The sequence below is a fragment of the Phocaeicola sp. GP0067 genome, assembly GCF_031119655.1.
Taxonomy (GTDB): Bacteria; Bacteroidota; Bacteroidia; order Bacteroidales; family Bacteroidaceae; genus Phocaeicola; species Phocaeicola vulgatus.
Genome location: NZ_JAVHZY010000038.1, coordinates 18686 through 37382, shown reverse-complemented (window position 1 = coordinate 37382; position 18697 = coordinate 18686). Strand labels below are relative to the sequence as shown.

The window sequence follows — 18697 nt, the reverse complement described above, 5'->3', positions numbered from 1 at the left end:
AACGTCACATCGGCTACGCGGTCTCCAATATGTATTTCCATACTTTTGCTTAATTAAATGAAGAATCAGATTCTCAATACTCCTTTCTGCAAGCCGAACTCACGCCAGCGGCTGATGAGACGGGCATCAGACAGCTGGGGACTCTTGTTCTCTTCCAGATTCATCAGATAGTCAATATAAGAGGCGATCATGGTGATATTCTCAATCTCCTCATTATTACCGTTGCCACGGAGCAGCATACGCGAGTTCTTCTCTATGAACAAGGTATTATACTCACCCTTTACAAAGTCGGGGGTATGCATGATGCGTTTCAGATAACTGAGGTTGGTCTTCAGGCCCGTAATCTTGTACTCGTAAAGTACCCGGCGCATACGTTCTATGGCATATTGGCGGGTCGTAGCCCATACAATCAGCTTGCCTATCATCGGGTCGTAATAGATGGGAATCTCGTAACCTTCGTAAACGTAGCTGTCAATGCGTACGCCGATGCCGTTAGGCTCCGTCAGCTGTTTGATGATACCCGGCGAAGGCATGAAGTTGTTCTCCGTGTCTTCCGCACAGATACGACATTCGATGGCATGACCGCGCTGGAAAAGTTCTTCTTGCTTCAGGTGCAGCACCTCGTTATTGGCTATACGGATTTGTTCTTTTACCAGATCCACGCCCACCACTTCTTCGGTGATGGGATGCTCCACCTGCAAACGGGTGTTCATCTCCAGAAAATAGAAATCGCGGTTCTTGTCCACCAGAAACTCGATAGTTCCGGCTCCCGAATAGTTCACCGCCCTGGCGGCAGCCACTGCCTTTTCCCCCATCTCCTGGCGGAGTTCCGGAGTAAGGAACGGAGACGGGCTCTCCTCTACAATCTTCTGGTTGCGACGCTGGACAGAACACTCGCGGTCAAACAGATGGATTACATTGCCATGATTGTCACCCAGAATTTGAAATTCTATATGATGGGGTTCCTCCACAAATTTTTCCAGATAAACCGTATCATCCCCGAAAGAAGACATGGACTCGGAACGGGCGGTGTTATATGCCTCCACCACTTCATCTTCACTGTGTATCAGCCTCATCCCTTTACCGCCGCCTCCCATAGAAGCCTTCAACATGACAGGATAGCCTATTTCATTACAGATACGTACCGCCTCTTCGGCACTTTGCAACGGCTGTTCCGTACCGGGGACCACGGGAACACCTGCGGCAATCATACGCTTACGGGCGGCAATCTTGTCACCCATCGCTTCCATCGTCTCGGCGGCAGGGCCGATAAAGATGATCCCCTCCTCTTTGCACCGGCGGGCAAAATCAGCATTCTCGGACAAAAAACCATAACCGGGATGAATGGCATCGGCTTTGCATCGTTTGGCAGTCTCTATTACTTTTTCTATATTTAAATAGCTTTCCCTGGCTATAGCAGGACCTATAAGATAGGCCTCGTCAGCATACATCACATGATGAGAAGTGCGGTCGGCTTCTGAAAAGACAGCAACGGTCCGTATGCCCTTTTCTCGGCAGGAACGCATTACACGTAAGGCTATTTCACCTCTGTTTGCAATCAATACTTTCTTTATCATTTTTCTTCTTATTATAACGGGGGTTAATTTCGCAGGCATAGAAACTGTCCTTGACGGCTTTCAGGCAGTCATGGCACAGGCAATCGGAATAATTCTCCATTAAATAGGTGCGTTGCAGAGCATCCAGTCGGACAGTTGCGCAATGACACGATAAAATATCATTGTGCATACAATCAAATGTTGCACCACAACGTGGACATACCTTTTTCATAGGCATTCCTCCCGTAAATTTTTTATTTTCTTATTTTCTTTCGTACTGCTTTCCTAATCCCACGAGTAAAAACAGCCTTTAATGAATGGCAGGTCTTCTGACTGACTCCTTATCTTGAAGCCTTCCCGATGTGAGGATTGTCACATCAGTGGCAAAGGTATTTTTCAAGATTCCAGCAGAGTTTCACAGCAGCGGGACTGTCCGGGATTTGCACCCGATTCCCTTTTAATCCGAATAGCAGATAGACTATCCGAAACCAATTCGGGGCAAAGATAATGGATTTTATAATTAAACGAAGCGGAAAAGATGAAAAAAGTGTTGCTTGAAGTTTTTTTTCTTTTTCCAGTTGTTTTATTGATTTAATTCCTAACTTTGTCAGTAATATCGGTTTCCGGATTAGCCGTTGGCGCGAAACGGAATTAAAAGGGAATCCTGTGCAAATCAGGAACTATCCCCGTAGCTGTAAGTTTTATCCTCCCATAGTGTGGGGAAGTGTTGTGACATTCTTAGCCACTGGTTATTGTGAAAACCGGGAAGGCGCTACAACGGAAACAAGTCAGAAGACCTGCCGTTATTGTTTATATCATTCATGGCTTTCGGGTGAAAGGCGATAGAACGAATCATACTGATCCTTTTTATTACTGGTTTCCATGAATTGTCGTGTGTGAAAGACTTATATTGAATAATGTGTGTTTTGTATAACCTTAATTTATAAGTATGATTAATTCAGAGGTATTTATTATTAAGAGAGATGGTAAAAAAGAAACTTTCTCTCTTGATAAAATTAAAAATGCAATAGCCAAAGCATTTTTGTCAGTAGGAAGTTTTGCTACCCAGGATGTGATTACTACTGTATTGAGTCGCGTTAGTGTCAGTGATGGAATGAATGTGGAAGAAATCCAGAATCAGGTGGAGGTGGCCCTGATGGCTGAACATTATTACAGTGTTGCCAAGGCGTATATGCTGTATCGTCAGAAACATTTGGAGGATCGTGAGGTGAGAGATAAACTGAAGTTTTTGCTTGACTATTGTGACGCTTCCAATCCGGCAACCGGCAGTAAATATGATGCGAATGCCAATGTGGAGAATAAGAATATTGCTACGCTGATAGGAGAGTTACCCAAATCAAATTTTATTCGTCTCAACCGTCGTCTGTTGACTGACCGTTTGAAAGACATGTATGGAAAGGAATTGTCCGATCGTTATTTGGAACTTCTGAATCATCATTTTATTTATAAAAATGATGAAACTAATCTGGCTAATTATTGTGCCAGCATTACTATGTATCCTTGGTTGAATAATGGTACGATAGCAGTGGGAGGGAACTCTACGGCTCCTACTAACTTGAAATCTTTTTGTGGTGGATTTGTCAATATGGTTTTTATTGTATCCAGTATGTTAAGTGGTGCCTGTGCTACTCCAGAGTTTTTGATGTATATGAATTATTTCATTGGTTTGGAATATGGGCAGGAATATTATAAGTATCCCGATAAGATTGTTGATTTATCTACCAAACAAAGAACAATAGACAAAATCATTACAGACTGTTTCGAGCAAATAGTATATTCTATTAACCAGCCTACAGGGGCGCGTAATTTTCAAGCCGTCTTTTGGAATGTAGCTTACTATGACAAATATTATTTTGAAAGTCTTTTTGGTAACTTCTTTTTTCCCGATGGAAGCCAACCTGACTGGAATTCACTAAGTTGGTTGCAGAAACGTTTCATGAAATGGTTTAATAAAGAGCGTACACGTACTGTTTTAACATTTCCTGTAGAAACAATGGCGCTTTTGACTAAAGATGGTGATGTATTAGATAAGGAATATGGTGACTTTACGGCTGAAATGTATTCCGAAGGTCATTCTTTCTTTACTTATATGAGTGATAATGCAGATTCTTTAAGTAGTTGCTGCCGTCTTCGCAATGAGATACAGGACAATGGTTTCAGCTATACTTTGGGAGCAGGTGGGGTTTCTACAGGCTCAAAAAGTGTGCTGACTATTAATTTGAACCGTTGCATCCAGCATGCGGTGAAATCCGGTATACTTTATCCGTTTTTTTTGGAAGAAGTGGTTGATTTGGTACACAAAGTCCAGTTGGCTTATAATGAGAATCTGAAATTGTTGCAGTCGAAAGGTATGCTGCCTTTGTTTGATGCTGGTTACATCAATATGAACCGTCAGTATCTAACTATCGGTGTTAATGGTTTGGTGGAAGCAGCGCAATTTATGGGTATTGAAATCAATGATAACCCTAAGTATGAAGCATTTGTTCAGGAGATTTTAGGAATGATTGAACGATATAATAGGAAGTACCGTACAAAGGATGTTTTGTTTAATTGCGAAATGATTCCTGCTGAGAATGTAGGAGTGAAGCACGCTAAATGGGATAAAGAAGCAGGCTTCCAAACATTCCGAGAATGTTATAACAGTTATTTCTATATTGTAGAAGACAAATCGTTGAATGTTGTCGATAAATTCCGTCTGCATGGACGCCGCTATATAAAGCATTTAACGGGAGGCTCGGCCTTGCACATGAATTTGGAAGAACATCTTAGTAAGGAGCAGTACAGACAACTACTTCGGGTAGCTGCTATAGAAGGCTGTAATTACTTTACATTTAATATACCGAATACCATTTGCAATGAATGTAAGCATATTGATAAGAGATACTTGCATGAATGTCCTGAATGTCATAGTCGGAATGTGGATTATCTGACACGTGTTATCGGGTACATGAAGCGGATCAGTAATTTTTCTCAGGCAAGGCAGAAGGAGGCTGCACAAAGATATTATGCTCCGTTACGTTGATTATGACATCGTATTTCAAGAAATTCCGGATGAAGTCACTCTGGCGATCAATCTCTCTAACTGTCCCAATAGGTGCAAGGGCTGTCATAGCCCTCATTTGTTGGAAAATGTAGGAGAATCTTTAACGGAAGAAAGTCTTGGGCATCTTTTACAGAAGTATGGAAAGGCGGTGACTTGCGTCTGTTTTATGGGAGGCGATGCCGAACCCTTTGAAGTGGAAAGGTTGGCAGGATTTCTTCACCGACAGTCTATCGCTTTGGTAAAGGTGGGTTGGTATTCGGGGAAGAATGAATTGCCGGAAGGTCTTTCCGTTCAGAACTTTGAATATATAAAGTTGGGACCGTATATTGAAAAATTGGGTGGCTTGAAATCTCCTGATACCAATCAGCATTTCTATCGGATATACGGGGATGAGATGAAAGATATTACCTATCGGTTTTGGCGTATCTGAAAAAGGCGGAAATAAATTCCGCCTTTTTCAGATAAATATATTAAGTTGGTTATGCTTCCGGTTGATAGTCTTCACCATTCTCCCATGCACTGTCGTCATTCCAGTTTTCATATAAATGGTTTACCCAAATTTGGCGAATCTCAGGATAACTGCCAAGGGCTTTCATATTACATCCGTCTTTAATACCATGATCAGCTCCGGCTTGATCTATCGGGTGGCTTTCGAATGTTCTGTCCACTTTGAATCCTAATTTCTCCAAACGTTCACGCCAGCTATATTCATTTGTATTGATTTCCACATTGCTTACATCGTCATCTTCGGCCATAGCTTCCAATCCCCAAAGGTCGTTGTGGGCATGGTCACCGGCAATTGACATGAAAGGTGCAAGATAAACATTTACTTCTGATGGGTTCAGACCGTTCTTTTCGCAATAGCTCATCACCTTAGAGTACATACAGTCGGGATATTGGGTTTTGTCAAATCCTTCTACAGGAATTCTATTAGCCGGTTCTTCCTCTATTTCTTTCGGGAAGAAAAGCATGTCACCATAATCCACAGTACCTACAAAGATATTGTTGTTGGCAGCAAGTTCCTGCAATGCTTTTTCCATGTCAGAGTACTTTTTGTTAGCATTGTAATTCTCATCCGGATTACCGTGTCCCATTAGAAGCACGATGTTGTTCTTGCCTGCTAATTTAGACTCATAGTGTTTGTAAAGTATCTCTGCTACATCTTTAGTATCTTCTGCACTGGAAAGAAGGTTGGTACCTTTCAATACATCAATATGCGGATACCATTGAATCATAAAGTATTTTTTTACATCAGTATTCATTAATGAAAGATATTCTTCGCCTGGAATTACATGCAATGATTGTACAGCCACACGTTTGTATCCTGCATCGCCTATTGCTTTCAACCATTGGTCCAATTCATAACGTGCTATGCCGGTAGATGCTTCTACACGTCCGATACATGTACGTGAAGTAAATGACATATAAATATCCGTATTGGGGAATTTAGCTTTAAAATCCTCAATCACATCATCATAAACAGAAAGGGACTCATTATAGGTACTGCCAAAAGTACAGAGCAAAATGGCTGTGTCGTGTTGCTTGGTTCTGGTTACTACATCCACAGCAGGATTAACAGTACTTTCTTCATCATCATTGTCACTACAGGAACTGAATCCTGTGCAAGTTGCGGCAGCAACAAAAGCCGCCATCAGATAATACTTGAATTGTTTCATACTAATAAAAATTAATTTATAAATTGTTGGTTATTAATTGTTTTTGAATTTAATGAGGGCGGAGACATAAAAAGTTCTTCCGGGAGTTGATGTGGCACGATTCCGTCCGAAAGGAGTACGGTCTACATAGTCAAATACATTATCTACCCCGGCATTCATCGTTAATGACCACCGTTTCATTTTTAATAATGAGTGGGCTGTGTTGATACGCCAAGTTTGGAATCCGTCGGCATTATTATCATTTATATAACGGCGTGTAGACTGATATCTGCCATAGATGCCGATACCCAAACGATACAGTTTCCATGAATGTTGCCATAAGATATTTAAATTTGCATTATGGCTGGAAGTAGCATCAATAGGAAGATATTTCATATAATCTATACCTTTGTTAGGATATTGCGCTTTTGGATCAGCATAACTATATCCGCCGGCAAGGCTGAGAGATTTTGCAGGACGATAGTTGAAGGTGAAATCCATACCATAAATACGTGCCTTTGTCAGATTCTTATATTGTTTGCTCTTTTCTACTTCAAGAAACTTTTCATCGGGAGTTACGGAAATTTCAACCAGCTCAATCATGTTGTGAAGATAATTCATGTATCCGGTTAAACTGGCTTGGAATTTTTGCCCTACGTACTCGATACCGATTGAAGCATATTGTGAGGTTTGTGCTTTTAGATCTGTGTTGCCATGATATGCAGTCAAGGCACCGCCTCCGATAACGCCGGTATAATTATAATAAAGTTCTTTAATAGTGGGTGCTTTGTAGCCTAAAGCATAAGAAGCACGCAAATTAATATGTTCTCCGGGTTTATAAAGTCCTGATATTTTCGGACTGAAATTCAATCCTGTTTCCTTGTGTTGTGTTCCTCGTACCCCGGCAGTCAGAACCAGATTTTCTCTGGCTGTCCATTCCTCCTGTATATAAGCTGCCAACGTATAAACGGAAGCGCGGTCACCGTCAATGTGATGAGGTGATTCCAAATGATTGTACTGATATTCGATTCCTGCATTTAAAATATGGTCCTCTCCAAGATAAAATACACTTTTTACCTGGCCTAATATTTGTTTCTGAATACTTTGTTTGATACGTTGACCGGCAAAGTAGGTGATACGTTCATGGCGGTCATTGTCTAGAAAATAATCAGTATGCTCGTTTAGCTTATAGTCATAGAAGTAGCCGTATCTGCCATACGAGAGGTCTGCAGTCAGATAATTCCGTTTTCCTAATTTATATTTACTTCCTACTGCAAATGTGTAGTTGCGATAATAAAAATCGTTGGCTTGATATTTCCAAGGACCGTGTGTACGCATTACCCAACGCTCATAATAAGTGCCTTCTGCAGTGAGGTCTAGTTTGCGATTGACTTGCCATTCAATGTTCTCGGACAGGGTATAGTTTGAAGAACGGTTTACGGTCAACATAGTAGAGCCGGATTTCAATTGATTCTGATCCCACTGTAGGTCTGTATTCCGCCAGCCATCGGTATGCCGGAAGTTGATTCCGGTTACAGATTTTATCTTTCCATAATTAAAGCCGAAACTGGTACTTTGACGTATATCACCATATTCACCTATGCGGGATGTATTGGTGAGCTCCATTTTTTCACGGTTACGTTTGGTTATGATATTGATAACTCCGGCTATTGCGTCACTGCCATAAAGTGAAGAAGCGGCCCCTTTTACAATCTCTATGCGTTCTATATTAGCTGGATTTAATTGATTCAAGTCGTTTTGCCCTCCTACATCGCCATTCATTCTTTTTCCATTTATCATGATCAGGATATAGTCATTGTTCAATCCGTTTAGTTGGATATGGCTCCCCATATCACCATCATGAAAGGTCAATGAAGGACTAAGACCACTGAGCAAATCGTCTATACTGCGTGCCTGATATTGTTCCAAAGCTTTGCTGGTTATGACTTCAGTCTGTACGGGAGCATCTTTCAGATAATGTTCAGTACCTGTACCCGTGATGACCACTTCATTCAGTAATACGGACAATTCTTTATCGTCTTTATCTTTGAGAATACTTTGGGCACTTGCAATTTGTGTACCTAATAGTAGAATAGCAGGAAGTAAATACCTCATATTGTGTTTTATTTAATTTGCAAAATAAAACATCAAGTTTCCCTCTGATAAAGAGGAATGCCACAAAGGAATAGACGTTGGAAAACGCTTGTTCGAATGGACACATACTTCTAATCCTGGAAGCTTGGTGTTTATTGTTCAACAGACTTAGCAGGTATTCTGGCTTTCCTCTGATTGGAAACCTTCCCATTTCTTCAAATGAAACAGTGGTTTTAGACTATCCAATCAACATCATGAGGATTTACAGCTGCAGGTACAGCCCCGGATTTACACCGAGTTCCCTTGCATCGGGCTATGTGATAGCCCGATTACTAATTCCGTTGCAAAGATAGAGGTTTATTTTATATTATCTTCGATAAGTCTTTGATTTTTTAGCTTTTAAATTTTAAAGACAGACTGATGTAGAATGAACGTCCGGGGGTAAGTGTCGCATAATTGCTGTTATAAGGACGGTCATCCATATAATCGAACAGGTTTTCCATGCCGCATCCGGGTTCGATGATTACAGATTTTAAGTTGAAAGAATGGCGTGTGTTTAAATCCCACAATTGATACTCGGGAGCATAACCGTAACTTTTAGAGAAACGCTTGCTGTTGAAACGGCCGTTCAAATTTATATTCAACCGATATATTTTCCATGAATGCGCCCATTGGGCATTGATATTGTATGCGTTTTTTATACTTTTGTCGATGGGTTGTTCCAATTCCACATCTTGGGTATTAAGATGAGTGTATCCTCCGCTTAAATTGAACCCGGCACCTAGGTATGCATTGGCGGATACATTGATTCCGTGGACTTTAGCCTCCGCTATATTATCACGTTGACGAACTTCCTTATGACCATATTGCTCCATAGCTTTATCTCCTGTGGCAATCGTATTATAATCTATCATGTCACGAATATTATTATAAAAAGCATTGACTGATACTGAAAAACGCTCATGTACATACTCTGCACTCAATGAGAAATAATTATTCTTTTCCGGCTTTAAATCCAAATTACCTATTGTCAACCTGTCATTTTTTTTAGCTATGTCAGTGGCATAGAGTTCAGATAGGGTAGGAGTTCGGAAACCTGCTGCATAGGAGGCACGGAAATTGAATTTGCCGGGTTTATACATCAGTGCTACATTGGGAGTGGCATGATTTTTGAAATTTTCATGATAAATGTAACGTACACCAATCAAAGCCTGTAGGTTTCTCAGTAACTTTATTTCATCTTGTGCAAACAAGGCCAGTGTATAAGCATCTTCTTTGGCTATATTGTCTGTTTGACTTTTCAAGACATCAACGATATATTCTGTGCCGACTGAAAGTTTGTGCCGGTTACCTAATTTAAAGATACCTTTTATGCTAAGATTGTGATTACGGGTCCGTTTTCGCACTTGCTCTTCACCTGCTTTTCCATTATAGGTTTTATTGTCTTTAAAAAAACAATAAGAGGAAGAAAAATGATCGGCGTAACAGTCTGCGGTAATATAATTCCCTTTATTTATCATGTATTGGGCACCAATGCCATAATTAAAGGTTTCATGCAATATGTTGTAGTCGTATGCTTCATAAGGGCGGCGTGTCTTGTTGTCATAATATCCGCCGCGGGCATAAAAGGAGAGTTTGTCGGTAGCATCGAAAGTGAATTTTTGATTGACAGTATTTGCATAGAAGCCTGTAGAAGCTACTTTCCCGGTTTCTTCCAATTCATGAGTTTTGGAGTTTTCCTCATATGGATTCAGTTGCCATCCTTCGGCCTGCTGACGGCGATAAGAGGTGTAGGAGCCGAACTTGCCGGTATTGACATCTATGTTTACGGACTGGGTAAAACGTCCTTTACTGGCATAACGGGTATCGCTGGAAACATTGATAGCATTTTTTACATCATCAGTAATGATGTTGATAACTCCTCCGATAGCATTTGTTCCGTAAAGAGCGGAAGAAGCGCCGTTCAATATTTCAATACGTTTGATTTTGGCAACATTGATTCGAGCATAGGTGTCATCTCCATACAGGCGTTTGCCATTTTCCAGAAAAATGAAATAATCATCAGGCAATCCATTCAGACTCAATGTTGTCCCCATGCCGTTGGTCATACTTGAGAAAGACGGGGTCAGCTTTTGTAAGGCCTCGTCCAGCGATGTTACACTGGCATTACTTAAATCCTTTGCAGTGATAACGGAAACAGGCACGGGGCTGTCCGTCATGCGGTGGTGTGTTCCTGTACCGGTTACTACTACCTGGCCTATATTGGTAAAACTGTCTTGTAGCTTGATAAGAAGATTCTTTTCACCTCCTTTTGTCGTGATGGACTTGGGTGTGTAACTGACATGCGTGATTCTTAATACGTGTTTCCCATCAGGGAGATTGCTGATGGAAAACTCGCCTTTATCATTTGTGGTGCATCCTGAAAGGCTTTGATCGATACGGATATTAGCTCCCACTACAGGTTCGTTGGTATCGGCACTCACAATCTTTCCACTGATACTGACTTGTGCCAGTACGTCAATAGCCAGACAGCTTAAAGTAATTGCTGTCAATAATAACTTTACTTTCATCGAAAGAATTTAAGGATTAATAATTCACTTTCCTGACCCCGGGAGAGCATGATTATCTATGTTCGGACTTGGCAGGTTTCCTGGCTTCACCCTGAAAAGCGCCTTCCCATTTCTGGCAAAAGAAACAGTGGCTTGGTGAGAATTGCTTTTCATCAGACGGGTTTCACAGTAGCGGGCACTGCTTCGGATTCTATAACCGAATTCCCTTTTATACAGGCAGAGAAAGGCTGCCTATATCACCAAATCGGGCACAAAGGTAGGCAATTATTTTATATATGTTTTAAGATTAATGAAAAAATGGTTGCTTTTGAAAGAGGTGGGGGATTTTGAACCGTAGGAGTGAATTAGATTCACTCCTACGGTAATATGAATTTGCAATAATTCTGGCGGGATCAGGCAAGTGCCAATATTAATATTTGTGCTGTGAGTACACGTAAAAACATGGTAAGCGGATAAACGGTGGCATAACCCACTGCCGGAGCGTCACAAGAGGTCAAATCATTGGAGTAGGCTAATGCGGGCGGATTGGTGGTGGCTCCGGACAATACTCCGATCAAGGTGTAATAGTTCAGTTTATAAACATATCGTCCTATTATACCTACAATCAGTAAAGGCAGCAGCGTAATAATGGCGCCGTATGCTATCCATACATATCCACCCTCGTTAATGATTGTTTCGATGAATCCTTTGCCGGCTCCTAATCCTACGCAAGCAAGGAAAAGCGAGATACCGATTTCACGTACCATCAAATTGGCACTTATGGTGGTATAGGTTATCAGTTTATAATGTGGTCCGAAACGGCTTATCAGGATGGATACGATAAGGGGGCCTCCTGCCAGTCCCAGTTTTACCGGTTGGGGGATACCGGGGAATAAAAAAGGAGTGCTTCCTAGAATACACCCTAATGCGATGCCTAAGAAAATAGGGATCAGGTTGGGATGATTCAAACGTTTCATGGAATTACCTAGAATCTTTTCGGCATGGGCTACAGCTAGTTCGCTACCCACAATCTTCACCCGGTCACCCATTTGCAATTGCAGGTTGGGAGTGGCCACAAGGTCTACACCCGAACGGTTTACACGGGTAATGCTTGCTCCGAAGTTATTCCTGATTTTTAGTTGGGCCAATGTCTTACCGTTCAATTCAGGCTTGGTGATCAGAATTTTTCTGGAGATAAGTTGTTTGTTTTGGAAATCCCATTCCACATTCACTTGTTTTCCAAAAAAGACAGTGATAGCTTCTACATCTATCGGATTGGCGATAACAAGAATCTCATCGTGTATGTGAAATACTGTAGTGGAGTTCACCAGTTCTGTTTGTCTGTCTCCGTCACAATGCCGTATGCGTGAAATCACAAAATCACGGTTTACCAATGGCTTGATTTCTTTTATTGTTTTACCTTCTACGGCTTCATTGCGTATTTCTAGTGAGATAGGGCGTACAGTCAGTTCTTGTAGATGCCCCAATCCCCGTTCCGCATCGGCTTCTTCGGTTTTTGTGTTGATGCGCAGGATATATTTCAATGCCAGCAGGGAGAGAATACACCCTACTACTCCCAATGGATAGGCTACGGCATATCCCAGTGCTATTTCGGGAGCGTCTATACCATTCAGATCACTGTTTGCTTGCTGTGCGGCACCTAGTCCCGGGGTATTGGTTACAGCTCCAGAAAGAATTCCTACCATTGTGGTAATGGGGACACCTGTTATGAAATGGAGTATAATGGTGATGGTCACACCTAAAAATACAACCATCATGGCAAGCAGGTTCAGTGTGAATCCTCCTTTCTTGAATGCTGAGAAGAAACCGGGACCCACTTGTAGTCCGACTGAGTAGACAAATAATATCAGACCGAACTCCTTTAAGAAATGCAACAGATGTTCGTCCAGGTTCAGATTGAAATGACCGAATACAATTCCTACAAAAAGTATCCAGGTTACTCCCAATGAGATACCTGCCACTTTTATTTTTCCTAACATGATGCCGAAAGCAATGACCAGTGAAAGAATAAGTACGGAATGTGCTACTCCGCCGCCCCATAAATTAGGGTACCCTTCAAAGAGATTTCTAAAAAGTTCCATAATTCATTATCTAGTTTAATTATTTATAGTATCAATTTTATCATTGTTGTATAGCTGTCATTCTGGCAAAAATGACTGCAAAGGTAGCTTATTTAATTGATAAACCATAAAACTTTAATTGCTTTCTAAGGATATTTACTTGATATGTCGGAATTATGAATTAATCTGTTATTCTAATTTCGATAATTTGCAATTTGCACTATCTTTGTATCCGTTTTTAAAGAAATACTAAAGAATGAAGCCACAATTACTCATAGGGGCCGCTACATCGGGAAGCGGAAAAACGACTTTTACGATGGGGCTGCTGCGGGCATTGCACAAACGAGGTCTGCGGGTACAGCCTTTTAAATGTGGTCCTGATTATATTGATACACAATTTCATACGCTGGCTGCTGACCATGAGTCGGTGAATTTGGATACTTGGATGGCATCAAATACCCATGTACAACATCTGTATAATAAATATGGAGATGGAGCCGATGTATGTGTAACCGAAGGAGTGATGGGATTGTTTGACGGTTATCAAAGAATGCAGGGAAGTAGTGCTGAAATAGCCAGATTGTTGAATATCCCTGTAGTGCTTATAGTAAGTGCGCGTTCTACAGCTTATTCTGTGGCTCCGTTAATTTATGGTTTCAAGCATTTTAATCCGGCTGTGAAGATTGCAGGTATTGTTTTCAATCAAGTGTCATCTCCTTCTCATTTCGCTTATTTACGTGAGGCTTGTGTTGATGCAGGAGTGGAATGTTTGGGATATCTGCCTATGACAGAAGGGTTGAAAATTCCATCCCGGCACTTGGGTTTGACATTGACAGCCAAACGTTCCATGAACACCTTGATAGAACAGGCTGCGGAATTGGTTGGAAAATATGTGGATTTGGATAAGCTGCTGAGTATTTGTCATCGTAATTTCCCGTGTCGGTATACATTGCCTTATAGTTCAGAAACAGGGGTGGAAAGTTTTACTCCTTCTGCTAAAAAGATGAAGATAGCCATAGCGCGGGATCCGGCTTTCAACTTTATCTATAGAGAAAACATAGACCGCTTGTCTGCGCTAGGAAGCATTACTTATTTCAGTCCTGTATATGGTAGTGATTTGCCGGATGCTGATTTGGTTTATTTACCCGGAGGATATCCGGAATTGTTCGCCCGTCAACTACATCGGCGCAAAAAGTTAATGGAAGCATTAAGAACTTATGCAGAGGAGGGGGGGAAAATTTTGGCCGAGTGTGGAGGTATGATGTTTCTCACCCGTTCCTTGACAGCCCGCCAGGGAGGGACTGCATATGCCATGACGGGTATTTTGCCTTTGGATTGTACCATGGTGGGTGCCAGACTTCATCTAGGGTATCGTCGTATAGAATATAAAGGGATGGAGCTTCGCGGGCATGAATTTCATTATTCCAATGTTGTTGCTCCTGACGCTATGCCTTCTGTAGCAAAACAATTTACGGCAAGAGGAATGGAAGTGAGTACCCCGCTTTATAGATATAAAAACGTGATAGCCGGATATACTCATCTATATTGGGGGGAAACGGATATCTTGAAATTATGGAAAGTATGAAACGTATTTATACACGAACCGGAGATAAGGGCATGACAGGAATTCATGGTGGAGAGCGGGTTTTTAAAGATGATATCCGCATTGAAGCTAATGGATGTATTGATGAGTTGAATGCTGTTATAGGAATTGTGCGTTCGTTTTTACCTCAGGAGCACGAATGGCAATCCTTGCTTTTTTCAATTCAGAAAAACATGATGGCAGTGATGAGCCATGTGGCTACACCATCAACTATCCGTGAAGGGAATCCTAATATCTTGCCTGATGATTTATGCTCTTTTTGTGAGGAAGCAATGGATACATTGATGGAACAGATGGAGGATAATAGTTCCTTTATCCTTCCCGGAGGAACGCCGGTATCAGCGCAGCTGCAGTTTGCTAGGACGGTGGCACGCCGGGCTGAACGGAGATTATGGACTTTGCATAAACAAGATCCGTTACCGGAGATAATTCTTCGGTTTATCAACCGGCTGTCCGATTTGTTTTTTGTTATGGCCCGTTATGAGATGCAACAACAGAACTGGACGGAAGAAAAGTGGCAGTCCTTTGCATATAAAAGAAAGAAGAAAGAGTGATGAAAAAGAATTTACACCCGATTATGTTGGCAGGAACAGGCAGTGATGTTGGCAAAAGTGTCATCGCTGCTGCATTATGCCGCATTTTTAAACAGGACGGTTATCGACCGGCACCTTTTAAGGCACAGAATATGGCACTGAATTCATATGCCACTCCGGAAGGGTTGGAAATAGGGCGTGCACAAGCTGTACAGGCCGAAGCGGCTGGAGTCCCTTGTCATACGGACATGAATCCTTTGTTGTTGAAACCCAGTTCCGATCATACTTCGCAAGTGGTATTAAACGGTCGTCCCATCGGTAATCGTAACGCTTTTGAGTATTTTCGCAAGGAGGGACGTGAAGAGCTGAGGCAGGAGGTAAACGCAGCCTTTGACCGTCTTGCCGCACGTTATAACCCTATTGTAATGGAGGGAGCAGGGAGTATTTCCGAAATAAATCTGCGGGATACTGATTTGGTGAATATGCCGATGGCCTGTTATGCGGATGCGGATGTGATTTTGGTAGCTGATATTGACCGGGGAGGAGTATTTGCCAGTGTCTATGGTTCGGTCATGTTACAAACTCCTGAGGACAAGAAACGTATAAAAGGAGTAATCATTAATAAATTCAGAGGGGATATCCGTTTGTTTGAGTCTGGTGTGAAGATGATGGAGGATTTATGTGGTATTCCTGTCTTGGGAATAATACCTTATTATAGAAATATACATATTGAGGAAGAGGATTCCGTAGGCTTGGACTATAAACGGATGCAAGCCGTGGAAGGCAAAATAAACATAGCAGTTGTTCTGTTGCGTCATCTCTCAAACTTTACAGATTTCAACAGATTGGAACGGGATGAACGGGTGCACCTTTATTATACCAATAATACGGAAGATCTGGCCAAAGCTGATATTATTCTGCTTCCTGGCAGCAAAAGCACTTTGGATGACTTGTATGAGTTGAGACGGAACGGGGTGGCGCAAGCTGTCCTACGTGCGCATAGGGAAGGGGTTACTGTAATGGGAATTTGTGGGGGATACCAATTGATGGGACTTGAGATTCACGATCCGGAAGGAGTGGAGGGAGAGATCCGTCAATTGCCGGGACTGGGACTGCTTCCCGTCATTACTACGATGCAAGGGGAGAAGGTGACGCGGCAGGTGAATTTTCATTTTCTTGAGAATGCGGAAACTTGCCAAGGATATGAAATACACATGGGAGAAACCCGCCCGGTTCCGGGGGTGTCTGTAGTTCCTTTGAATAGACTGGAAGACGGTGGAGAGGACGGTTGTTTTGTAAACCAAAAATGTATGGGAAGTTATATTCATGGAATATTGGATAATCAGGCATTTATAGATTATTTGCTGGAACCATACGCAGAAAAACTGGAGTGTCATACGGTGTTGGATTACCGGACTTATAAAGAAGAACAATATGATAAATTGGCAGAGCATGTACGCAGTCATCTTAATCTGCCTTTGTTGTACCAAATAATGAGTGGGAATGATTGAAGGACATGGTGATGATGCTTATAAGTATAAAGCAATAAAGATAAATTTCAGTTCAAACGTATATAATCATGTAGACCATAGCGGATTACATCAACATTTGTTTCAGCAGATGGAAAGTATCCGTACGTACCCCGAACCGGAACCTTATTCGTTGGAAAAGGTTTTAGCGGAACGGTTTCATCTTTCGTCTGAAGAGGTTTGTGTGACCAATGGGGCTACGGAAGCCATTTATTTAATAGCTCAGACATTCAGGAATCAGATTTCGGCTATCTTGATGCCCACTTTCAGCGAATATGCGGATGCTTGTCGTCTGCATGGTCATAAAGTGGTTCCTATATATAATTTGAACCGTTTGCCGGATAGGGGGAGGTTGATATGGTTATGTAATCCTAATAATCCCACAGGAGAGGTTAGGGAGAAGGAAGTCTTGACAGCCTGTATAAAACAAAATCCGCAGCGTATTTTTATCATGGACCAGTCGTATGAATTCTTTACACAGAAGGCTTTGCTTACAGCCAAGGAGGCTGCGGAATTTCCGAATGTTATTCTGTTGCATTCCATGACAAAACGTTTTGCCGTGCCCGGCTTGCGTTTAGGATATATCACTGCATGTAAAGAACTGCTACATGAAATCCGGACACAGCGGATGCCTTGGTCTGTTAATCAGTTGGCTATAGAGGCCGGGCATTATTTATTGTCTTCTTCTCAATATGATATAGATATCTCTTTGTTATTGAGGGAAAAAGAGAGATTAGTTCAATCTTTACTTTCAATAGGGGGAATGGAGATCTGGCCATCGGATACTCACTATATGTTAGTTCAATTGCGGATGGGAAAGGCGGCGGCTTTGAAAGAATATCTGGCAACAGAGCAGGGAATTCTTATTCGTGACGCATCCAATTTTGAAGGGCTGAATGAACACTTCTTCCGTATTGCTACACAAACTCCGGAAGAAAATGACAAACTGGTAGAAAGTATAAAGAAATGGACATATATGTATTAATTCTTCCGTTGTTGATAGGATGGATATTAGATAAATTGCTTGGGGATCCGATAGGATTGCCGCATCCAGTGGTAGGATTCGGGAAGCTGATCTCTTTTTGTGAGAAACGATGGAACTGTGGGACACATCGGATGTTGAAAGGAGGGGTGGCGGCCATTATGCTTATTTTGCTAGTGTATGCAGGATCTGTTTTGGTATTGCATTATCTGTTTGTGCTAAACCGTTGGTTGGGTATTATTCTCTCTGCTGTGCTTGTTTTCTATTGTTTGGCAGGAACTACACTTATCAACGAAGTAAGGCAGGTTTTTTTGGCTGCGGATCATTCTTTGGAGGAAGGAAGAAAGCAGGTTTCCCGTATTGTAGGGCGTGATACTTCGGAACTGACAGATCAGGAAGTGCGTACGGCTGCTTTGGAAACATTGGCTGAGAATTTGAGTGATGGGGTTATTGCTCCATTATTCTGGTATTTGCTTTTGGGAGTTCCCGGTATGCTTGCTTATAAGATGGTTAATACGCTTGACTCTATGATAGGCTATAGGAATGAACGTTATCTTCAGTTTGGTTGTGTCGCTGCACATATTGATGATATGGCGAACTATATTCCGGCTCGTCTAACTGCATTTTTAATGGTGCTGTGTGCAGGGCGTCCCGGTTTGCTGAGATTTGTAGGTAAATATGGTAACCGGCATGCGAGTCCTAATTCAGGTTATCCGGAGTCTGCTTTAGCAGGTATCTTGAATTGCCGTTTTGGAGGTCCTCATGTTTATTTTGGAGAGATAGTCTATAAACCTTTTATTGGAGATAAGGATCGGTTTATCCATACACAGGATATGCATAAAGCTGTCGATATAAACAGGAGAGCAGAAATCTTGATGGTTATAGTAAATATTGTTTGCTTATATTTGGTCGGTTGAAAAATATATATTACTTTTGTTTCCGTTTTAGAGATGCGGCAGTAGCTCAGTTGGTAGAGCATCAGCTTCCCAAGCTGAGGGTCACGAGTTCGAGTCTCGCTTGCCGCTCATAATGAAAGCCTTGATAGTTAATA

Annotated in this window: 13 protein-coding genes, 1 tRNA gene and 4 riboswitches; of the genes, 8 read left to right on the top strand and 6 right to left on the bottom strand. The window is 41.7% G+C overall.

Annotated elements, in window-relative coordinates; translation table 11 throughout:
- Positions 1–65: 65 nt before the first annotated feature.
- Entirely contained in the window at positions 66–1577 is a 1512-nt protein-coding gene (gene accC, locus RE317_RS19405; RefSeq protein WP_303266281.1) for an acetyl-CoA carboxylase biotin carboxylase subunit, read from the bottom strand.
- Positions 1543–1794: a cysteine-rich CWC family protein gene (locus RE317_RS19400; RefSeq protein WP_005846492.1), complete on the bottom strand. Its 252-nt coding sequence runs from the start codon at positions 1792–1794 to the stop codon at positions 1543–1545. The genes accC and RE317_RS19400 overlap by 35 nt, the downstream gene beginning before the upstream one ends.
- A 63-nt stretch (positions 1795–1857) precedes the next feature.
- Positions 1858–2064: riboswitch (cobalamin riboswitch) on the bottom strand.
- 92 nt (positions 2065–2156) lie between these two features.
- Positions 2157–2376: riboswitch (cobalamin riboswitch) on the top strand.
- Positions 2377–2505: 129 nt separating this feature from the next.
- On the opposite strand from RE317_RS19400, the gene nrdD reads away from it, so the two are divergent.
- On the top strand, positions 2506–4599 hold the full coding sequence (nrdD, locus tag RE317_RS19395) for an anaerobic ribonucleoside-triphosphate reductase (RefSeq protein WP_005846490.1): 2094 nt from the start codon (positions 2506–2508) through the stop codon (positions 4597–4599).
- The gene (gene nrdG, locus RE317_RS19390; protein WP_005846488.1) at positions 4583–5050 is read left to right on the top strand and encodes an anaerobic ribonucleoside-triphosphate reductase activating protein; all 468 of its coding nucleotides are present in this window, start codon (positions 4583–4585) and stop codon (positions 5048–5050) included. The genes nrdD and nrdG overlap by 17 nt, the downstream gene beginning before the upstream one ends.
- Positions 5051–5099: 49 nt before the next feature.
- On the opposite strand, the gene RE317_RS19385 is transcribed toward nrdG, so the two are convergent.
- From RE317_RS19385 to RE317_RS19370, 4 genes are all read right to left on the bottom strand, one after another.
- Positions 5100–6296: a sirohydrochlorin cobaltochelatase gene (locus RE317_RS19385; RefSeq protein ID WP_038609600.1), complete on the bottom strand. Its 1197-nt coding sequence runs from the start codon at positions 6294–6296 to the stop codon at positions 5100–5102.
- 33 nt (positions 6297–6329) lie between these two features.
- On the bottom strand, positions 6330–8390 hold the full coding sequence (locus tag RE317_RS19380; RefSeq protein WP_057280797.1) for a TonB-dependent siderophore receptor: 2061 nt from the start codon (positions 8388–8390) through the stop codon (positions 6330–6332).
- A 131-nt stretch (positions 8391–8521) separates the two neighbouring features.
- A riboswitch (cobalamin riboswitch) is annotated at positions 8522–8721 on the bottom strand.
- Between the two features lie 40 nt (positions 8722–8761).
- Positions 8762–10939 carry a TonB-dependent receptor gene (locus tag RE317_RS19375; protein ID WP_057280798.1) on the bottom strand — a complete coding sequence of 726 codons (2178 nt, stop codon included), beginning with the start codon at positions 10937–10939 and terminating at the stop codon, positions 8762–8764.
- A gap of 52 nt (positions 10940–10991) precedes the next feature.
- A riboswitch (cobalamin riboswitch) is annotated at positions 10992–11198 on the bottom strand.
- Between the two features lie 133 nt (positions 11199–11331).
- Positions 11332–13020, bottom strand: a complete 1689-nt coding sequence (locus RE317_RS19370) for a putative transporter (RefSeq protein WP_005846477.1) — start codon at positions 13018–13020, stop codon at positions 11332–11334.
- 235 nt (positions 13021–13255) lie between these two features.
- On the opposite strand from RE317_RS19370, the gene RE317_RS19365 reads away from it, so the two are divergent.
- The 6 genes from RE317_RS19365 (at position 13256) to RE317_RS19340 (ending at position 18671) form a co-directional block, all read left to right on the top strand.
- Entirely contained in the window at positions 13256–14584 is a 1329-nt protein-coding gene (locus tag RE317_RS19365) for a cobyrinate a,c-diamide synthase (protein WP_005846475.1), read from the top strand.
- The gene (locus tag RE317_RS19360) at positions 14581–15156 is read left to right on the top strand and encodes a cob(I)yrinic acid a,c-diamide adenosyltransferase (RefSeq protein WP_008668718.1); all 576 of its coding nucleotides are present in this window, start codon (positions 14581–14583) and stop codon (positions 15154–15156) included. The genes RE317_RS19365 and RE317_RS19360 overlap by 4 nt, the downstream gene beginning before the upstream one ends.
- Positions 15156–16646: a cobyric acid synthase gene (locus RE317_RS19355; RefSeq protein WP_008668720.1), complete on the top strand. Its 1491-nt coding sequence runs from the start codon at positions 15156–15158 to the stop codon at positions 16644–16646. Before RE317_RS19360 ends, RE317_RS19355 begins: the two co-directional genes overlap by 1 nt.
- Positions 16639–17649 carry a threonine-phosphate decarboxylase gene (locus RE317_RS19350; RefSeq protein ID WP_008668723.1) on the top strand — a complete coding sequence of 337 codons (1011 nt, stop codon included), beginning with the start codon at positions 16639–16641 and terminating at the stop codon, positions 17647–17649. Before RE317_RS19355 ends, RE317_RS19350 begins: the two co-directional genes overlap by 8 nt.
- Positions 17631–18563 carry an adenosylcobinamide-phosphate synthase CbiB gene (cbiB, locus tag RE317_RS19345; RefSeq protein WP_008668725.1) on the top strand — a complete coding sequence of 311 codons (933 nt, stop codon included), beginning with the start codon at positions 17631–17633 and terminating at the stop codon, positions 18561–18563. Before RE317_RS19350 ends, cbiB begins: the two co-directional genes overlap by 19 nt.
- Before the next feature lie 35 nt (positions 18564–18598).
- Positions 18599–18671: transfer RNA gene (locus RE317_RS19340), tRNA-Gly, on the top strand.
- Positions 18672–18697 lie beyond the last annotated feature (26 nt).